The 17931-nt window shown below is 69.4% G+C and carries 18 protein-coding genes and 1 tRNA gene; 12 read left to right on the top strand and 7 right to left on the bottom strand.

Annotated elements, in window-relative coordinates; translation table 11 throughout:
• Nucleotide 1: 1 nt before the first annotated feature.
• Together ACQP2X_RS00265 and pknB are read left to right on the top strand one after the other, a co-directional pair.
• The gene (locus ACQP2X_RS00265) at nt 2-1318 is read left to right on the top strand and encodes a serine/threonine-protein kinase (RefSeq protein ID WP_498693554.1); all 1317 of its coding nucleotides are present in this window, start codon (nt 2-4) and stop codon (nt 1316-1318) included.
• Nucleotides 1315-3162 (top strand): Stk1 family PASTA domain-containing Ser/Thr kinase, encoded by a 1848-nt coding sequence (pknB, locus tag ACQP2X_RS00270; RefSeq protein WP_498693555.1) that lies wholly within the window; start codon nt 1315-1317, stop codon nt 3160-3162. The genes ACQP2X_RS00265 and pknB overlap by 4 nt, the downstream gene beginning before the upstream one ends.
• Here the strand turns inward: pknB and ACQP2X_RS00275 are convergent.
• The 4 genes from ACQP2X_RS00275 to ACQP2X_RS00290 all read right to left on the bottom strand — a co-directional run bounded on the left by ACQP2X_RS00275 (nt 3159) and on the right by ACQP2X_RS00290 (nt 7488).
• Nucleotides 3159-3809 carry an aminodeoxychorismate/anthranilate synthase component II gene (locus tag ACQP2X_RS00275; RefSeq protein ID WP_498693557.1) on the bottom strand — a complete coding sequence of 217 codons (651 nt, stop codon included), beginning with the start codon at nt 3807-3809 and terminating at the stop codon, nt 3159-3161. The two genes, pknB and ACQP2X_RS00275, sit on opposite strands and share 4 nt — an antisense overlap.
• 12 nt (nt 3810-3821) lie before the next feature.
• Nucleotides 3822-4127: a hypothetical protein gene (locus ACQP2X_RS00280; RefSeq protein WP_498693558.1), complete on the bottom strand. Its 306-nt coding sequence runs from the start codon at nt 4125-4127 to the stop codon at nt 3822-3824.
• Nucleotides 4128-4132: 5 nt separating this feature from the next.
• Nucleotides 4133-5044, bottom strand: coding sequence for a class E sortase (locus tag ACQP2X_RS00285; protein WP_498693559.1), 912 nt, complete (start codon nt 5042-5044; stop codon nt 4133-4135).
• Between the two features lie 1631 nt (nt 5045-6675).
• Complete coding sequence (locus tag ACQP2X_RS00290; RefSeq protein WP_498693561.1) at nt 6676-7488, bottom strand: DUF881 domain-containing protein; 813 nt, start codon at nt 7486-7488, stop codon at nt 6676-6678.
• A gap of 179 nt (nt 7489-7667) precedes the next feature.
• On the opposite strand from ACQP2X_RS00290, the gene ACQP2X_RS00295 reads away from it, so the two are divergent.
• Nucleotides 7668-7931 (top strand): cell division protein CrgA, encoded by a 264-nt coding sequence (locus tag ACQP2X_RS00295; protein WP_097326897.1) that lies wholly within the window; start codon nt 7668-7670, stop codon nt 7929-7931.
• Between the two features lie 171 nt (nt 7932-8102).
• Entirely contained in the window at nt 8103-10235 is a 2133-nt protein-coding gene (locus ACQP2X_RS00300) for a (Fe-S)-binding protein (RefSeq protein WP_498693562.1), read from the top strand.
• A 4-nt stretch (nt 10236-10239) separates the two neighbouring features.
• On the opposite strand, the gene ACQP2X_RS00305 is transcribed toward ACQP2X_RS00300, so the two are convergent.
• Entirely contained in the window at nt 10240-10890 is a 651-nt protein-coding gene (locus tag ACQP2X_RS00305; RefSeq protein WP_498693563.1) for a GOLPH3/VPS74 family protein, read from the bottom strand.
• A gap of 101 nt (nt 10891-10991) precedes the next feature.
• Here ACQP2X_RS00305 and ACQP2X_RS00310 point away from each other — a divergent pair, with 101 nt between their 5' ends.
• The 7 genes from ACQP2X_RS00310 (at nt 10992) to ACQP2X_RS00340 (ending at nt 16257) form a co-directional block, all read left to right on the top strand.
• Complete coding sequence (locus ACQP2X_RS00310) at nt 10992-12326, top strand: hemolysin family protein (protein ID WP_498693564.1); 1335 nt, start codon at nt 10992-10994, stop codon at nt 12324-12326.
• Nucleotides 12319-13365, top strand: coding sequence for a hemolysin family protein (locus ACQP2X_RS00315; protein ID WP_498693566.1), 1047 nt, complete (start codon nt 12319-12321; stop codon nt 13363-13365). The genes ACQP2X_RS00310 and ACQP2X_RS00315 overlap by 8 nt, the downstream gene beginning before the upstream one ends.
• A 75-nt stretch (nt 13366-13440) precedes the next feature.
• Nucleotides 13441-14271: a LamG-like jellyroll fold domain-containing protein gene (locus ACQP2X_RS00320; protein WP_498693567.1), complete on the top strand. Its 831-nt coding sequence runs from the start codon at nt 13441-13443 to the stop codon at nt 14269-14271.
• A gap of 346 nt (nt 14272-14617) precedes the next feature.
• A complete protein-coding gene (locus tag ACQP2X_RS00325) occupies nt 14618-14776 on the top strand; it encodes a hypothetical protein (RefSeq protein WP_498693568.1) in 159 nt (52 codons plus the stop codon).
• A gap of 122 nt (nt 14777-14898) precedes the next feature.
• The gene (locus ACQP2X_RS00330; protein ID WP_498701343.1) at nt 14899-15351 is read left to right on the top strand and encodes an excisionase family DNA-binding protein; all 453 of its coding nucleotides are present in this window, start codon (nt 14899-14901) and stop codon (nt 15349-15351) included.
• 4 nt (nt 15352-15355) lie between these two features.
• Nucleotides 15356-15913, top strand: coding sequence for a VapC50 family PIN domain-containing toxin (locus tag ACQP2X_RS00335; RefSeq protein WP_498693569.1), 558 nt, complete (start codon nt 15356-15358; stop codon nt 15911-15913).
• Between the two features lie 50 nt (nt 15914-15963).
• On the top strand, nt 15964-16257 hold the full coding sequence (locus ACQP2X_RS00340) for a helix-turn-helix domain-containing protein (RefSeq protein WP_498693571.1): 294 nt from the start codon (nt 15964-15966) through the stop codon (nt 16255-16257).
• Between the two features lie 388 nt (nt 16258-16645).
• Here ACQP2X_RS00340 and ACQP2X_RS00345 read toward each other — a convergent pair.
• Both ACQP2X_RS00345 and ACQP2X_RS00350 read right to left on the bottom strand, forming a co-directional pair.
• A tRNA-Gly gene (locus tag ACQP2X_RS00345) sits at nt 16646-16716 on the bottom strand.
• Between the two features lie 52 nt (nt 16717-16768).
• Nucleotides 16769-17263, bottom strand: coding sequence for a pyridoxamine 5'-phosphate oxidase family protein (locus ACQP2X_RS00350; RefSeq protein ID WP_498693572.1), 495 nt, complete (start codon nt 17261-17263; stop codon nt 16769-16771).
• 76 nt (nt 17264-17339) lie between these two features.
• Between ACQP2X_RS00350 and dcd the strand changes: the two genes are divergently transcribed.
• Nucleotides 17340-17918: a dCTP deaminase gene (gene dcd, locus ACQP2X_RS00355; RefSeq protein ID WP_498693573.1), complete on the top strand. Its 579-nt coding sequence runs from the start codon at nt 17340-17342 to the stop codon at nt 17916-17918.
• The last annotated feature ends 13 nt before the right edge of the window (nt 17919-17931 follow it).

Consider the following 17931-nt stretch of genomic DNA (forward strand, 5'->3'; position numbering starts at 1 on the left):
CATGATCAGCCCTGGGGTGACCCTCGGCGGGCGCTACCGTCTCGACGAGCGGATCGCCGGCGGTGGGATGGGCGACGTGTGGCGCGGCACCGACGAGGTGCTGGGCCGGACCGTCGCTGTCAAGATCCTGCTGCCCGCGCTGCTCGACGAGCCGGGCTTCGCCGAGCGCTTCCGGGGCGAGGCGCGCACCATGGCCACGATCAACCACCCCGGCGTCGTCGACGTCTACGACTACGGCAGTGACCAGCAGCTCGCGTTCCTGGTCATGGAATACGTCGAGGGCGACGCGCTCTCGCGGACGCTGAGCCGGGTCGGCCGGCTGACCCCGGCCCGCACGATGGCGCTGGTCGCCCAGGCCGCCGACGCGTTGCAGGCCGCCCACGCGAACGGCATCGTCCACCGCGACGTCAAGCCGGGCAACCTGCTCGTGCGCCCGAACGGCACGCTCGTGCTCACCGACTTCGGCATCGCCCGGTCGGCGCTGGTCGGGCAGCTCACCGTGGCCGGCTCGGTGCTCGGCACGGCCTCGTACATCTCACCCGAGCAGGCGTCCGGCGCCGTCGCCACGCCCGCCTCCGATGTGTACGCGCTGGGCGTGGTCGCCTATCAGTGCCTCTCCGGCCACCGGCCGTTCGACGGGGCCACGCCCCTCGAGATCGCGATGAAGCACGTCCGGGACAACCCGCGCCCGCTGCCCGGCGACATCCCGCCCGCGGTGCGCAGCATCGTCGACCGCGCCATGGCCAAAGACCCGGCCGCCCGCTGGCCGTCGGCCTCGGCGATGGCCGCGATCGCCCGCCAGGCCGCGGCGTCGCTGGCCGCCACCGCCCAGCAGCCCGCGAGCGCTCCGCAGCCGATGCGGGCCGCGCCGCCGGTCAGCCCGGCCGGTGCCCCGCGGCCGCCGTCCGGTCCGTCCATGCCCGGCTCGCCGGTCGTGGGCGGGGGCGCCCGACCGCAATATCCTCCGGTGCAGCGGCCCGTCTCCGGCGCCCGCGGCGCCGCCTCCGTACCATCCGGGCCGCCGGTTCAACCGCAGCCCTACCGCCAGCCGTATCAATCACAGCCGGCCCCGGCCGCCAAGCCGGAAAGCTCCGGCGGGCGGCAGGTGCTGATCGTGCTCGCCGTGGTTCTCGCGCTGCTGGTCCTGCTCTGCGCGGGGGTCATCTCGTTCCTCCTCAAGCAGGGCCAGGACAACGCGGCCGAATTCCACACGGGCGTCGATGGCGGGGCACCGCCGGCGGCGTCGTACCGTCTAACCACACAGACGGGCGCCAACCCCGGCTGGATCTCAGCGAACGAAGGACGACAGACGTTATGACGGCGCAGGCCCGCCTGCTCGGTGGCAGGTATCAGGTCGGCGAGCTCTTGGGCTACGGCGGCATGGCCGAGGTGCACCGGGGACGCGATCTCCGGCTCGGCCGCGACGTGGCCATCAAGATGCTGCGCACCGACCTGGCCCGCGACGCGACGTTCCAGGAGCGGTTCCGCCGCGAGGCGCAGAACTCCGCGGCCCTGAACCACCCGGCGATCGTGGCCGTCTACGACACCGGTGAAGAGATCTCGGCCACCGGCGAGAAGCTGCCGTTCATCGTCATGGAGTTCGTCAACGGGCGGACCCTCAAGGAGGTCCTGGCCCAGGAGCAGCGCCTCCCGGTGCGGCGGGCCCTCGAGATCATCGCCGACATCGACGCCGCCCTGGAGTTCAGCCACCGGCACGGGATCATCCACCGGGACATCAAGCCCGGCAACGTGATGATCACGCAGAACGGCCAGGTCAAGGTCATGGACTTCGGTATCGCCCGGGCTCTGGCCAGCGGCGCGACCACCATGACGCAGACCAGCGCGGTCATCGGCACGGCGCAATATCTGTCACCCGAGCAGGCCCGGGGCGAGGCCGTCGACGCCCGCTCCGATGTGTACGCGGCCGGTTGCGTGCTCTTCGAGCTGCTCGTCGGGCATCCGCCGTTCGTCGGCGACAGCCCGGTCAGCGTGGCCTATCAGCACGTCCGGGAAGACCCCAAGGCGCCCAGCGAGATCAACCACGAGGTTCCGCCGGACGTCGACGCGATCGTGCTCAAGGCGCTCGCGAAAAACCCGATCAACCGGTATCAGAGCGCCCAGGAGATGCGGGCCGACGCGCTGCGCGCCGTCTCCGGTCGCCCGGTGCTGGCCACCCCGGTGATGTCGCAGGCCGAGACGATGGCCTTGCAGCAGGGCCCGCAGCCCCGGCAGTGGCAGCCGCAGGCCGCGACGACCATGCAGCGCCCGGTCGGCGGCATGCCGCCCGGCCAGCAGGACCGCCGCTCGTCGTGGGTGTGGGCGTCGCTGGCCGCGCTCGGTGTGCTGGTCGTGATCGTGCTCGGCGTGGCCCTGGCCATGACCCGCGACGACGACAAGCCGACCACGACGCCGACGCCGACCCAGTCGACGCCGGCGCTGGTGGCCGTGCCCAACCTCGAGAACCTGAGCAACGACGACGCGATCGAGGCGCTGGAGAAGGCCGGCTTCACCAAGATCTCGGCGGAGAAGCCGCGGCAGGACACCGACTGCGACGGCACCGTCGAGAGCCAGACCCCCAAGGCCGGCGAGAAGGTCACCGTCGACACGCAGGTCTCCTACCAGCTCTGCAACAAGCCGGACGAGGTCACCGTGCCGTCCGGCCTGGTCGGTGGCACCAAGGACAACGCGGAAGCGCGGCTGCGCGAGCTGGGCCTGAAGCCCAACTTCCAGACGGTCGACAGCATCCAGCCGACCGGCGTCGTGACCAAGGTCGAGAAGCAGGGCAAGACGGTCGAGCCGGGCACGACCATCGACGTCGCGGTCTCCAACGGCAAGCTGGTCAAGATGCCGAAGGTGACCGACATCCAGCAGGCGGTGGCCGAGGGCATCCTCGACAACGCCGGACCGTTCAACGTCAGCATCCAGACCGTCGACGACCCGAACGGCACCCCCGGCACTGTCGTCGACCAGAACCCGAAGGCCGGCGAGTCGGTCGCCAAGGGCGGCAAGGTGACCCTCACGGTCATCGCCGAGCAGACCACCCCGCCCGACCCGACCGACACGCCCGACCCCAACCAGACCACGACGCCGCCGCCGGGCAACGGCGGTGGCACGGGTGGTGGCGTGCTCAGCAACGATCTGCTGGCCTACCGGCAGGACTAAGCGGTCGCGAACGCCGCTCGGCGCCGGGATTCGACCTCGGCGGCGAGCGGCGGCGCCTTTTCCAGGGCCGACGGCAGCCCGCAGGAGGCGAGCCAGTTCGCCAGCATGGTGTGACCGCCCTCGGTCAGCACCGACTCCGGGTGGAACTGCACACCCTCGATCGGCAGCTCGCGGTGGCGCATCGCCATGACGACGCCCGACTCGGTGCGTCCGGTCACCTCGATCGCGGCCGGCAAGGTCTCGGGCAGCACGGCCAGCGAGTGGTAGCGGGTCGCGGTGAACGGCTCGGGCAACCCGGACAGCACGCCCTCACCGGTGTGGTGCACCAGCGAGGTCTTGCCGTGCAGCAGCTCGGGCGCGCGGGTGACGGTGGCGCCGAACGCGGCGCCGATCGCCTGATGACCCAGGCAGACACCGAACATCGGAACCTGACCGGCGTACGCCTTGATGACGTCCATCATGATGCCGGCCCGCTCCGGTGTGCCCGGGCCCGGCGAGAGCAGCACGCCGGCGGCGCCGAACGTGCCGACGTCCTCGACGGAGATCTCGTCGTTGCGGCGCACCACGCACTCGGCGCCGAGCTGGCCCAGATATTGCACCAGGTTGAAGACGAACGAGTCGTAGTTGTCGATGACCAGAATGCGCACGTCACTCACCCGTCAATTACCCGGAAGATCGCCGCCGCCGGTGGTGGCGGTCTCGGAGGGATGCGGCTCGTTCGACTCGGTGCTGTACGGGATCTCGTCCGGCCCGTGATCGGGGCTGTCCGAGTCGACCGAGTTCGGATCGGGGCCCTGCTGCTCGGTGCCCGTGCCGACCTGCACGTCGTCGAAGGGCAGCAGCGGGGTGGCCCAGGGGAACACCACGTACCAGAGCAGGGCGGTGGTGGCCGCGATCAGCCCGAGCGAGCTCGTGAGCTTGCCCCAGAAGCCGAACGGCAGCTTCCGCCAGATCCAGGCGTACATCGGCCTCAGGCCCCCGTCTTGATCGGGGTCGGCATGCCGGCGTCGGGCAGCTTCTGGTCGCGCTTCGACGTCGAGACGAGCTCGGCGTGGATGATCAGTCGCTGGTAGTTGTTGTACTTCGGGTTGCAGGTGGTCAGCGTGAGCAGCGCCTTCGACGGCTTGGCCTTGGGCTTGCCCGGCACCGGCGCGACGACCTCGACGGCGGTCGGCTTGACGACCTCCTGGGCGTAGACCCGGTAGACGTACCAGTTGGTGCGGGTCTCCACACCGATGACGTCGCCGTCCTTGAGCTCGTCGAGCCGCCAGAAGATCTTCTTGATCCGGTGGCCGGCCACCGAGAAGTTGCCGACCTGGCCCGGATCGGCCGAGTCGGGGTAGTGGCCCGGGGCGTAGCGGATGTCGGCCGGCGTGACGCCGTCGACGACGACCCACTTCTTGTCGAGCTTCGGGATGTAGAGCCGGCCGACCAGGTTGGCGCCGGGCGCGTCGGGCGCCTTGGCCGCGGGAGCGGAGGCGGCCGGGGCGACGGTGGGGTCGTTCCACGCCTGGTCGAGCTCGGTGGCGAGAGTGTCCTGCTCGGCCTGGACCTTGGCCGAGTTGCCGAACACCTCGTAGCCGGCGAAGAGCAGGACGATCAGTCCAAAGGTGATCATCAGCTCGCCGGAGATCCGGATGCCGCCACGGACCCGCGACGCGACGGTGGGCCGGGTCAGCTCGGAGTAGACGCTCTTGTAGCCCTCACCGGTCTGCTCCGGGCGCAGCTTGACCACCTTTTCGCCCCGCTTGGGCTCCACCTCGTCGACTACCTCTCCGGTGGGCTTGGGTCCACCCGGTGACGGCGGCACGGCCGGCGCGGCACCGAGGGCGGCGTCGGGCTCGGCCTTGACCTTGGCGGCTTGCGCCGCCTTACCGGGCACTGCGGAGAAGAGCGCGGTGGCTTCCCGCAGGGGCGGTTGAGAGCTGCTTGGTGGTACGGCGGGGAGCAGGCTCGTAGGCGCCTCAGGAGCCCGGCCGGCTTCTCGAGCTTCCGAAGGCCAGCTGGAGCCGTTTTGCCAGCTTTGAGCGGGTTGGTGGCTTTGGTCGTTATGCGCGGGCTGCCACGGAGTGGACGAGGTGGTCGCGCCCGAGGCCGGGTAGGTGTCGGCGCTGCCCGCCTGAAGCGCGGTGAGGCCGGTGTCGTGCCGCTCGAAAGAGGACGACGAGAAGCCGTTCACCCCGGAGTCGAAGCCGCTCGGCGAGGTCGGCGCCGCTGACCCGCTGACGACTCCAGCGGATCCGAGCACACTCGGCGCCGCACTGCTGCGAGCTGCGGAATCGAAGGCGTTGGGCGACACACTTGCCCGAGCTGCGGTTTCGAAGGGGTTGGGTGTCGCGCTTCCGCGCGCTGCGGTTTCGAAGGCGTTGGGTGTTGCGCCTCCGCGGGCTGCGGTTTCGAACGCGCCAGGGACAGCGCTTCCGTGGGCGGCTGGCTCGAAGCCGTTGTTCCCTCGTGCCGGGGTTTCGAAGGGGCTCGGAGCTGCGCCTCCTCCAGCCGCTGATCCGAAAGTGTTCGGAGCCGCGCTTCCCGCGGTTGCTGGTCCGAAGGCGCTGGAGGGTGCGCTTCCCCCGGTCGTTGGTCCGAAGGTGCTGGAGGCCGCGCTTCCTGCGGTTGCTGGTCCGAAGGCGCTGGAGACTGTGCTTCCTGCGGTTGCTGGTCCGAAGGTGGCGGGTGCTGCGCTCTCGGGGGTCGCGAGGTCGAAAGGGCTGGCCGGCGCGCTGGTGCGAGGGGCGGAGTCGACGGCGTTTCCGTTGGGGCCGGGGGTCTCGACGATGGGGGCGCCGAAGAAGTCGAACTGCTGCGGCGTGGGTGCGGCGTGCTCGATCGGGCGCTGACGGGCGGCGCTGACCGCGGCGTCCAGCTCGTCGGGCGTGTTGCGGGCCGAGGAGATGCGCTGCTGCGTGGCCGCGTCGGGCCGCAGGATGGCGGTCTCGGCGGCGGCCGGCGGCTGGGGCTCGGGGAAGGCGGCAGGCTGGTCCGGGCGGCTAGAGAAGGCCGTCGAGCGCTGTCCGGGGCGCTCCTGCCAGTCCGGGAGGGCCGCCGAAGGGGCGGCGGGCTCCTGACGGGCCGGGAAGGCCGCGGAAAGGGCTGCAGAGTCCTGGCTTGCCGGGAAGGCTGTCGAGGCGGGGGTGTCTTGCCGTGTGCCGAAGGCCGTTGGGGAGGCTTCGGGGTTCTGGCGCGCGGGGAAGGCGGTGGGGTCCTGGCCGGCTGAGAACGGGGCTGCGGGGTCCTGGCGGGCCGGGAAGGTTGTTGCCTGGTCCTGACGGGCCGGGAAAGGGGGCAGCGCGGGCTCGGGGTCGGGAGTGGCCGCCGGTGGTGTCGTGGGGGCCGGTGGGCGGATCGGAGTGGTCTGGGAGCCGCTGAGGCCGACCGGAGGGGCCAAAGGGCCGCCGGGGACGCCGTCGGGGGAGGCGTCGGTGATTCGGGGGATGTAGGCCGTCTGTGCGTCGCCGTCGGGCGCTCGGTGGCGACCCGACCCGGCGCTGCCGGCCGGCTTGTCCGGAGCGGCCATTACCCGGCAACCTGCGCGGATCGGAGATCACTCGATCCGTCGTACGCCCGCACTGTCACGTTCTTCTCGACCCTTTCCGTGTAGCCGAGGCCGAAGTCGGCGACTGCATCCCGGAATTGCTGGACCCCTTCCGCGGACTCCAACGCGCGATGCATCGCTGTGGGTTCGCCGATCGCCGTGATCTTGAACGGTGGCGAGAAGACCTGGCCGTGAAGCAGCAGCGTGTTGCCGACACAGCGTACCGCGCTCGTCGAGATAACGCGGACATCCATGATCGACATCGCCTCGGCCCCTCCGGCCCACAACGCGTTGACCACGGCCTGGACATCACCCTGGTGGACGACGAGATCGTCGTTGTCGGGGGCGTTGGCGTCGGAGAACTCGTTGCTGCGGCGGGACGAGTCGTCGAGGGTGACCGTCACCCCGGAGCCCTGCAGGGCCGTGAAGCCGGCCGGCGCCCGCAGCGCGTCGGCGTCCTTGCGGGCCTTCGCCACCTGGGGGTCGACCTCGGCGAGCTGGGCCGTGTCCTGGTCGACCGTGGCGCGCAGCTTGGCCGCTGTCTTTTCGCGCGCGTCGAGGCGTACCCGCTTGTCGGCGATCAGCTGGGCCAGCTGGGGCCGCCGGTCGTCGCGCAGGGCCGTGCCGTCCGCCGTCCGCGCCGACGTGGTGAAGAGCAGGCCCGCGGCCAGCGCGATCAGCGGAACCACAGCGGACCAGCCGCGGGTGCGCTGGGCGCGCCGGCGTGGCCGGAAACCGCCGAGCGCGCGCCGCAGCACGAGCCGCCACGAGGGCGCGCCAGTGGTGTATTCCACGTCCTCGTTCCTCCCGGAAAATCGTGCCGGACAATTTCCTCGCCTGGCGGGTGCCTGTCTGAGCGCAGCCTTGACTACGCTAGCTGTCGAACATTAATCGCCACGGGCAGCATTCGGGATCTCCGGAGCCGCTCAGCGGTGGGGTTGTTCACCACTTGTTGCCCTTCAGGAGATGCACCGTGCCGAAGTCTCAGGTTCGCAAGAAGAAGGTCTACACGCCGCCGACGGACATTCGTCCGGCGGCGACAGCGGCTTCCAAGAAGCCGAGCCCGATGTGGCTGCCGATCACCGCGGTGGCCCTCATCGTGATCGGCATCGCGTGGCTGGTCGTGTACTACCTGTCGTCGCAGCAGTACCCGGTCGAGGCCTGGCGGTACTGGAACCTCGCCGTGGGCTTCGGGTGCATGGTCGCCTCGCTGGGCATCCTGTCGCGCTGGCGATAGGCCAGTAATACCTGCTTAACGCGGGTATCGTCTATTTCGTCCGATTCAAGCGCACCCCGCACCGACGGCGCGGGGTGCTCTTTGCGCTACTTGACCCGGCGGCGTGCGCCCGTCTATTACTCGTGGGTAACATGAGCGCGTCGGACTGCCGACCGAGGAGGCACAACCCAGATGGGCATAGCGCAGATCGTCGCCACCGTCCTGGCCGGCCTGGTCACGGTGGTGGCCGTCGTGCTGGCGGTGCGCGCCGTCCTGACGATCACCGCGGTGATCCGCCAGGGGCAACCGGATCCCGCGCGGTTCGCGGACAAGGGCACGCGGACCAGGACGATGCTGACCGAGACGCTCGGTCACACGCGGATGCTCAAGTGGTCGGCCATCGGCGCGGCGCACTGGCTCGTGATGGTCTCCTTCATGATCCTGTTCCTGTTGGTCGTGGAGGCGTACTTCGAGGTCGTCGACCCCGTGGGCGAGCTGCCGATCATCGGGCACTGGACGGTGTTCGGCCTCGTCACCGAGTGGATCGGAATCCTGGGCCTGCTCGGGATCGTCTATCTGATCGTCGTGCGGCAGCGGGCCAACCGGTCCAAGAGGAGCAGGTTCCTCGGCTCGACGATGTGGCAGGCGTACTTCGTCGAGGCGGTCATCCTCGGCGTGCTGGTCTGCGGTTTCCTGATCCGCGGGTTCAAGGCGGCCAACGACCACCTGCCCTATCCGACCTGGTCGGCGCCGCTGTCGCACGCGATCGGCGACGCGCTGCCGGCGTGGGAGGACGGCGCCACGTGGGTCGCGCTGGTCAAGCTGTTCATCTCGATGGGCTGGCTGATCACGATCGCGCTGAACCCGACCATGGGCGTGGCGTGGCACCGCTTCCTGGCGTTCTTCAACATCTTCTTCAAGCGCGCTCCGGAGAAGCCCGCGGGCTCCGGCCTGGGCGCGCTGCGGCCGATGATGAGCGGGGGCAAGCCCCTCGACTTCGAGGAGGCCGACCCGGAGAAGGACCAGTTCGGCGTGGCCCAGGTGGAGCAATTCACCTGGAAGGGTCTGCTCGACTTCTCGACCTGCACGGAGTGCGGCCGGTGCCAGTCGCAGTGCCCGGCCTGGAACACGGCCAAGCCGCTCTCACCGAAGCTGCTGGTTCTCAGTCTGCGCGATCATGCGTACGCCAAAGCGCCTTATCTCCTCGCCGGAGGCGGCAAAGATCTGACCGGTGAGGAGAAGGCGACCGAGGCCCAGCTGGCCCACATGGACGTGCTGGCGCTGGCCGAGGGCAACCGCCCGCTGATCGGGACCGAGGACGAGCAGGGCGTGATCGACCCGGACGTGCTGTGGTCGTGCACGACCTGCGGCGCGTGTGTCGAGCAGTGCCCGGTCGACATCGAGCATGTCGACCACATCGTCGACATGCGGCGCTACCAGGTGCTGATCGAGTCGTCGTTCCCCAGCGAGGCCGGCGTCATGCTGCGCAACCTGGAGAACAAGGGCAACCCGTGGGGCGCGCCGCAGAACACCCGCGAGGACTGGACCAAGGGCCTCGACTTCGAGGTGCCGCGGGTCGGCGAGGTCGAGGACTTCGACTACTTGTTCTGGGTCGGTTGCGCCGGCGCGTTCGAGGACAGGGCCAAGAAGACCACCCGGGCGGTGGCCAAGCTGCTGCACGAGGCCGGGGTCAACTACGCGATCCTCGGTGAGGGCGAGACCTGCACCGGTGACCCGGCGCGGCGTATCGGCAACGAGTTCGTCTTCCAGATGCTGGCCCAGCAGAACGTCGAGACCCTCAAGGAAGCCAACGTCAAGCGGATCGTGGCGACCTGCCCGCACTGCTTCAACACTCTGGGCAACGAGTACGAGCAGTTGGGCCTCGAGGTCGAGGTCGTGCACCACACGCAGCTGCTGGCCCACCTGGTCAAGGAGGGCAAGCTGACGCCGGTGCAGCCGGTCGACGGCGACGTGACCTATCACGACCCGTGCTACCTGGGCCGGCACAACCGGGTCTTCGACGCGCCGCGCGAGGTGCTGGGCGAGGCGGTCGGCGACCTGGTCGAGATGCCGCGCAACCAGGAGCGGTCGTTCTGCTGCGGCGCCGGCGGCGCCCGCATGTGGATGGAAGAGAAGATCGGCAAGCGGATCAACGTCGAGCGTACGGAGGAGGCCCTCGCGACCGGCGCCAAGACGATCGCCGTGGGCTGCCCGTTCTGCTACACGATGATCGGCGACGGGGTCACCGGCAAGGGCGAGCAGGAGAACGTCGAGGTCGTGGACGTCGCGACGGTCCTCCTGCGGTCGCTCAAGCAGGAGGTCTGAGGAACTAGGCGGCGGTGGCCGCGGCGACGATCGCGACCATGACGGCCGCCTGGATCTCCTCCAGCGTCTTCTTCACCGCGGCGGCCGCCCACGCGCCCTCACCGATCTCTCGCAGCCGTGCCTGGACCCGCTTGCGGTCCAGATCGGCGAAGACCTTCTTGTCGAGGTCGGTCGCGGCGACCAGGGCGCAGAGCGCGGCCGTACGAGGGTCGACCGCCCCGCCGTCCAGCACGGCGGCCCGCATCCGATGCCGGGCCTCGGTCTCGGCCACCGGCTCCACGCCGTTCGCGGCCGGGTAACGGGTGCGCGGGATGACCCAGAACACCTTGTCCTTCTCCGTGGTCAGCACACCGTCGGCGACCAGCTGGTCGAGCACCCGCGGGCGGGTGTCCTTGGAGAACTTGGTGACCCAGTGGCCGGGCCGCCGGTCGCGCTCCTCGGCCTGGATCCGGCCCAGCGCGCTGTCCAGGATCTCGTCGCCGGTCGGGGAGCCGTCGAGGACGATCACCTTCTTGTCGGCGATGTCGACCCGGCCCGCCAGCGCGAGCTCCAGCAGCACCGCTCCGCCGAGGCCGTTGTCCAGGTGCGTGCCGTCGGTGAGCGGGGTGCCGTCATCGTCGTACGCGAGCAGCAGGAACTCCTCGGCAAGGTTCATGCCCTTGACGGTAACCAAAGCGGGCGAAGATCAATCGTCGAAGCGCCCGGACGCCGGGAATCGCCCGCATCCGGCACAATGGGGACCGAGGTGAACCGATCATGGACGGCCTGTTCCTGACCGCGGTGCTCCCGTTGGCGGCGTTCGCGCTGCTCACGGCGGGCAACGCGTTCTTTGTGGCCGCCGAGTTCGGTCTGGTGACGGTCGACCGGCCCGAGATCGACGCCCGCGCCCGCTCCGGCGACCGCCGGGCCCGCACGGTGCAGCACGCCCTGCACGAGCTCTCGTTCCAGCTCTCCGGCACCCAGCTCGGCATCACGATCACCGCGCTGCTCACCGGATATCTGGCCGAGCCGGCGCTATCCAAGATCTTCACCCCGTTGATCGAGCCGATCGGCGGCGACGCGACCGAGGGCATCACCCATGCCATCGCCCTGGTCGTGGCCACCCTGGTGTCGATGCTGTTCGGCGAGCTGGTGCCGAAGAACGCGGCCCTGGCGCGGCCGATGCGGGCGGCTCTGCTCACGGCGGCTCCGCTGCGGACGTTCTCGAAGCTCTTCAAATATCTGATCGGCGCGCTGAACGGGTCGGCGAACTGGCTGGTGCGCCGGATCGGCATCGAACCGCAGGAGGAGCTGGCCAGCGCCCGCTCGCCCGAGGAGCTGGGCCTGCTGGCGGCGATCAGCGCGCGGGCCGGCACGCTGCCGAACGAGACGGCGACCCTCGTGCGCCGGACGATCCGCTTCGGCGAGAAGAGGGCGGCCTCGGCCATGACCCCGCGGGTCGACGTGGTCGGGCTGACCGTGGCCGCCAGCGTGGCCGACCTGATCACGAAGGCGCGGGAGACCGGGCACACCCGCTTTCCGGTCTACGAGAACACGATCGACCTGGTTACCGGCGTGGTGGCGGTGCCCGACGCGCTCGGCGTGCCACCCGAGCGGCGGGCCGCCACGCGGGTGTCCACGATCGCCCGTGAGCCGGTGTACGTGCCGGAGAGCCTCGGCCTCGACAAAGTGCTGTCGGCGTTGCGCGAGGCCGACGCCGACCTGGCCATCGTGGTGGACGAGTACGGCGGCACCGATGGCGTGGTCACGATCGAGGACCTGATCGAGGAGTTGGTCGGTGAGATCGCCGACGAGTACGACGCGGAGCAGGCCGAGACGTCGACGGTGGAGCTGACCGCGCCCGGCGGCGAGAAGACGTTCCTGGTCGACGGCCTGCTGCGCGAGGACGAACTGATCGAGCAGACCGGCTTCAAGCTGCCCGAGGGCCCGTACGAGACGTTGGCCGGCTTCCTGCTGGCCCGGCTCGGCCACATCCCGGAGGTCGGCGAGTCGTACGAGACGGGCGGCTGGGAGTTCACCGTCATGGCCGTCGACCGTCATCGGGTCGAGCAGGTCCGCGTCGTCATCCCACCGGAGCCCGCCGATGACTGAGCTGCTCGTCACCGTCCTGCTGCTGATCGGCAACGGCATCTTCGTGGGCGGCGAGTTCGCGCTGATCGCGTCGAGACGTACGGCCCTGGAACCGCTCGCCGCCACATCCAAGCGGGCCCGATGGGCCCTGTCGGCGATGAGCCAGATCCCGCTGATGATCGCCGGCGCGCAGCTCGGCATCACGGTCTGCTCGCTGGGCCTGGGCGCGCTCTCCGAGCCGGCGGTGGCCCACCTGCTCGAGGGCCCGTTCGAGGCGATCGGGCTGCCGGAGAACGCGATCCATCCGGTGGCGTTCGTGCTGGCCCTGATGATCGTGGTCTTCCTGCACACGGTGATCGGCGAGATGGTTCCCAAGAACATCACGCTGGCCGGCCCCGAGCGGGCGGCGCTGATCCTCGGCCCGTTCATGCTGGGCTTCTGCACGGCCACGAAGCCGCTGCTGAACGCGATGCGCTGGGCCGCCAAGATCGTGCTACGCCTCTGGAAGATCGAGTCGACGGACGCGGTGAAGACGGTCTTCACGGCCGAGGAGTTGGCCGGGATGGTCACACAGGCCCGGGCCGAGGGCCTGCTCGGCACGGAGCAGTACGCCCGGATCAACGCGGCGCTCGGCTTGCAGGACCGGACAGCGGCCGACACACTGCGGCCCTGGTCGAGCGTCACCACGATCGCCGACGACGTGTCCCCCGCGACCGTCGAGGCACTGGCCACGCGCACCGGGCGGTCCCGCTTCCCGGTGGTCCAGCGGGAGACCCGCCGGGTGCTGGGATTCGTGCACGTCAAAGACATTTTGGGGTACGGGGTGGAGCGCCGCACCCGCCCGATCCCGCCGGAGATCATCCGTCCTCTCGCGGTGGTGCCGGCCGACCGTACCCTCGCCGATCTTCTGTTGACCATGCGCCGCGACCGCCTGCACATCGCACTGGTCGGCGACGGCCGCACGCCGCTCGGAGTGATCACATTGGACGACGTGATCCACGCGGTGGTGGGGGAGCCGGCTCACCCACACGTACCGGCGTCGCCTCGGGCGGTCGGCTGACCTCGTCCGGCGTAATTCCGGTGCGATCGCTTGCTGGTGCGTCGTCGTGGGTGTTGGGTGCCGCACAATCCCGACATGTCACGAAAAGGGTGGGGGTTGGCGCTGGCGGTGGTCGTGCTGGCCGGCGGCGTCGCGCATTTCTATCGCCTTCCGGCGTACGGCATCGCGCTGCACACGCCGATGGCCGGGGCCGGACCGCTGGCCATGTCGGTCTCGCCCTCCGCGCCACCGATGCCACCGGAGCCGGTGGGCGTCGCGTCCGGGCCGGTCTCCATCCGCTACACCTTCGACGGCGGCGTCGGAAAGCCGATCACCGACGTGAACGGCGGGCACGAGCTGCGCCCGGTCGGTGAGAACGGCGGGATCCTGCGCCTCGTACGACAGCAAGGGTCCTCGGGTCTGGCAGTTTCCTATCCGGATCGTTGCCGGCTGGCGCGGGAACGGGACTGCCCACGCGCCATCCTGGAGGGCGTCCGCGACGACACGCTGAACCCGGGCCTCCGCAAACTCAACTACGGCGCGTCGATCCTGATGACACACGCGGACCTGTCCGACGGGGCGAACGTGGTCCAGAAGGGTTACTCGGTAGGCGGCGTGAGCCAGTACAAGCTCCAGGTCGACCACCGCTTGGGCCACCCGTCATGCGTCCTGGCCGGCAACGGCCAGATCCATCGAGCCGAGGCCTTGCTGGACGTGGCCGACGGCCAGTGGCACAACCTGTCCTGCGTCCGGAAGTGGGACCGCCTGACGCTGGCCGTCGACGGTGCCACGAGGGCCGAGGTCGCCGTGCCGCCGGACCTGTCGATCGCCAACGCCGAGCCCCTGCGCGTGGGCGGCAAGGGCACGAACAGGGGCAACGACCAGTTCGCCGGCGAGATCGACAACGTTTTCGTGGCGATCGGCTGAAGCGGACAAGATGCCTGCATCGTGCGGGTTGTCAAGCACAGCACTACCGCCGGCATCACCAAGGTCGCCACGGCCACGGTCGGCACCGACGGGGTAAAGCTGACGACGTCGGCTCCTCCAACAGCGACAAAGTGTCGTGGCAGACCTCGTTCCGCCCCGTCCCCGCCAACACCGTCGAGGAGCTCGTAACTTGACACAACGGAGCCCCGGCACGCTGGTCTTCGAGCCGTACTACTACTTGAGCTCCATCGGAACCGGAAACCTACAGCGCCCCGTTCCCACGGACTGGAGTGTCCTGGACGGTCCCCTATAGACCCCGTCGACCATGATCGCCACCCTCCCGAAGATGACCATCACAGGCATCGGCTTCGGCCTGGGCATGTACAACGCCGGCACCACGGCCGTCCTGGACGAGCAGCGCTTCGCCACGAACCGCTCCTGCTCCGACCACCAGTGGTTCACAGGCTTCAAGACAGGCCGCTGGTTCCCGGGTGGGCTACGCTGACCCGCCCCACTTCACAGGCAGGCCCGTGCCCACCCCTTTAGGTGGGCACGGGCCTTCTGTCTTCGGTCCGTTGCGGTTGCTGCGATTGTTGCGGATAATTCGTTTACCGTTAGGGGGTGGAGATGTCGGTAACGAGCCAGGTCAAGCCGGATGCAGAGGCGATCGCTGTCGCGGCAGAGGCGTTGCCCCGAGTCCAGAAGTACCTCCGTAGCCATTCGCAGGGACCCGCGATCGTTCGGGTCGTGGACGGCGAGGAGGGAGATGAGCTCGTCGTTCCCCGCGGCGCTGTTGAGCTGCTCGCGCGCATCCTGGCCCACATGGCGAACGGTCACAGCGTCTCGGTGGTGCCCGACCATGCCGAGCTCACCACCCAGCAGGCGGCCGAGCTTTTGAACGTGTCGCGGCCCTACCTGATCGGCCTCTTGGAGTCCGGCGAGATCGATTTCCGTAAGGTCGGCACTCACCGGCGCGTCTTGGCCGGCTCGTTGATGGAGTACAAGCATCGCGACGACCTGAGGCGCCGAAACGCGGCCGATGAGCTCGCGCAGTTGGCGCAGGACATGGATCTGAGCTGACGCGATGACCTTTGTCGTCCTCTACGACGCCAGCGTGCTGTACCCGAGCACGCTGCGAGACCTGCTCATCCGGATCGCGCAGTCCGGTTTGGTGCAGGCCAAATGGAGCGACGACATCCTCGATGAGATGTTCGCGGCACTGCGTCGGCAGCGACCCGACTTGGACCCGGCGCGGCTGGATCGAACCCGTTCCTTGATGTGCACCGCTATCCGAGACTGGAAGGTCACCGGTTACGCGCCTCTTATAGACGCCCTTAAACTTCCCGACCCAGACGATCGGCACGTGCTTGCTGCCGCGATAAAGGCGAAGGCCCAGGTCATCGTCACGGCAAACCTGCGCGACTTCCCACCCGCCGAGCTGCACAACTGGGACATCGACCCGAAGTCCCCAGACGATTTCGTCCGCGACCAGATAAGCCTTGACCGAAGCCGCGTTTACGCCTCCGTCCAGCAAATCGCCGACTCCTGGAAGGCGCCGCCCGCCACGATCGACGACGTCCTGGACCGCCTGGAACGCTGCGGCCTGGCCCTAAGCGTTGCCGAACTGCGGAGCCCGGCTTGACTACGCCAGCCAGCCGCTCCCAGCGCTCAACGCCGGTACCACGGCCGTCCTTGACGAGGACCACGCGTCACACCCGCTGGGAGCGCTCTGGCGCCGACGAGCATGCCGCCGCCTACGAGGAGGCGCGCGCAGCGCTGCTGCTCGGGCAGATGGTCCACGACCGGCGAGCCGAACTTGGAATGACTCAGGCCGAACTCGCCGAGCGTGCCGGCATGACTCAGCCGCAGCTCTCCCGCCTGGAATCGGGCGGAGCCACCCCCACCGTGCCTTTGCTCGCCCGCCTGGCAGCAGCCTTGGACGCCGACCTGGACATCGCCTTCCGTCCACACAACATCGCCGTCTAACGAACGCAGACCCCGCCCCACCCCAAGCGCAACCACGGCCCGGTAAGCACAACCGCCGTCCGGCAGGCGCAACCACCGCCCGGCAAGCGCAACCGCCGTCCGGCAGGCGCAACCACCGCCCGGCAAGCGCAACCGCCGTCCGGTAGGCGCGACCGCCGTCCGGCAAGCGCGACCGCCGTCCGGTAGGCGCGACCGCCGTCCGGCAAGCGCAACCGCCGTCCGGTAGGCGCGACCGCCGTCCGGCAAGCGCAACCACCGCCCGGTAGGCGCAACCGCCACTGGCGAGCGCAACCACCGCACCGTGGGGGTCTGGGGGGTCGCCCCCCAGGTAGGCGTAGCGAAAAGGCCCCGGTCCGCGCACTCCGCGGACACAGGGCCTCCACCTTTGAGCGGGTGACGGGAATCGAACCCGCACTGTCAGCTTGGGAAGCTGATGTTCTGCCATTGAACTACACCCGCGTGGCGGCCCCACTGTACCCGATTCGTGGTCGGGATGGCGGGACCGCCTCGTCTAACTCACCGCGGCTAGGGGGCGCGGTAACTCGGCTCGCCAGGTGTGCGACAGCGGCGTCACGTCTGGGGACAGGGGCAATGCGCCCGCTGGGCCGTGTCGGCGCAGGGTGGCCGACTCGATCGAGAGCTCGTAAAGGCGCCAGTCGACGTCCGGCGACGCGCGCAGCGCGCCCGCAAGGCGGGTGATGACCCGGGGGTCGGTCACGCGGAGGGCTCGGCCGGACACGAAAGCCTCGTCGTCGCTCTCTTCCGGGGGAAAAGAGTGCAGCGCGTAGCGGCCGTCGCGGTCGAGGTCGCCACGCTTGGGTGAGGCGACGATGAAGCAATAGAGTCCGTCGTCGGTGAAGACGGGTGACACCGGATGGACCCGTGGGGCGCCGTCGGCACGCACCGTGGCCAGGTAGGCCAGGCCGGGGCCGTACTGCTGGAGGAGCGCGCGGATGCCGGCCGCGAGGGTGGGCTCAACCGCGGCGAAATCGGACCAGGAAGCCATGCCGTCATTCTATCGAACATACGTTCGACACGCCCACCAAAACACGCCGAACGGGCAGCTTGGGTATGGTGTTGCGATGCTGCTGTCCGACCGTGACCTGGTCTCCGAGATCAAATCTGGCGACCTGGCCCTGGAGCCGTTCGAGCCGGCGCTGATGCAACCGTCCAGCATCGATGTTCGCCTGGACCGGTTCTTCCGGGTGTTCAACAACCACCTTTACACCCACATCGACCCGGCCGAGCAGCAGGACGATCTGACCGCCATGGTCGAGGTCGCCGCCGGCGAGCCGTTCGTCCTGCATCCGGGCGAGTTCGTCCTCGCCTCCACACTCGAGGTGATCACCCTCGGCGATCAGCTCGCGGGCCGCCTGGAGGGCAAGAGCAGCCTCGGCCGCCTCGGTCTGCTGACCCACTCGACCGCGGGATTCATCGACCCGGGCTTCTCCGGTCACGTGACGCTCGAACTGTCCAACGTGGCCAACCTGCCGATCAAACTCTGGCCCGGCATGAAGATCGGCCAGCTCTGCATCTTCCGGCTCTCCAGCCCGGCCGAGCACCCGTACGGTTCAGCCGTCTACGGCTCCCGCTACCAGGGCCAGCGTGGCCCCACGCCGAGCCGCTCGGCTCAGAACTTCCGCACCTGGCCGACCGCCTGAAAGCCGCAAATCC

This window comes from Actinoplanes sp. CA-131856, from assembly GCF_050956135.1.
In the GTDB taxonomy this organism is placed as follows: domain Bacteria; phylum Actinomycetota; class Actinomycetes; order Mycobacteriales; family Micromonosporaceae; genus Actinoplanes.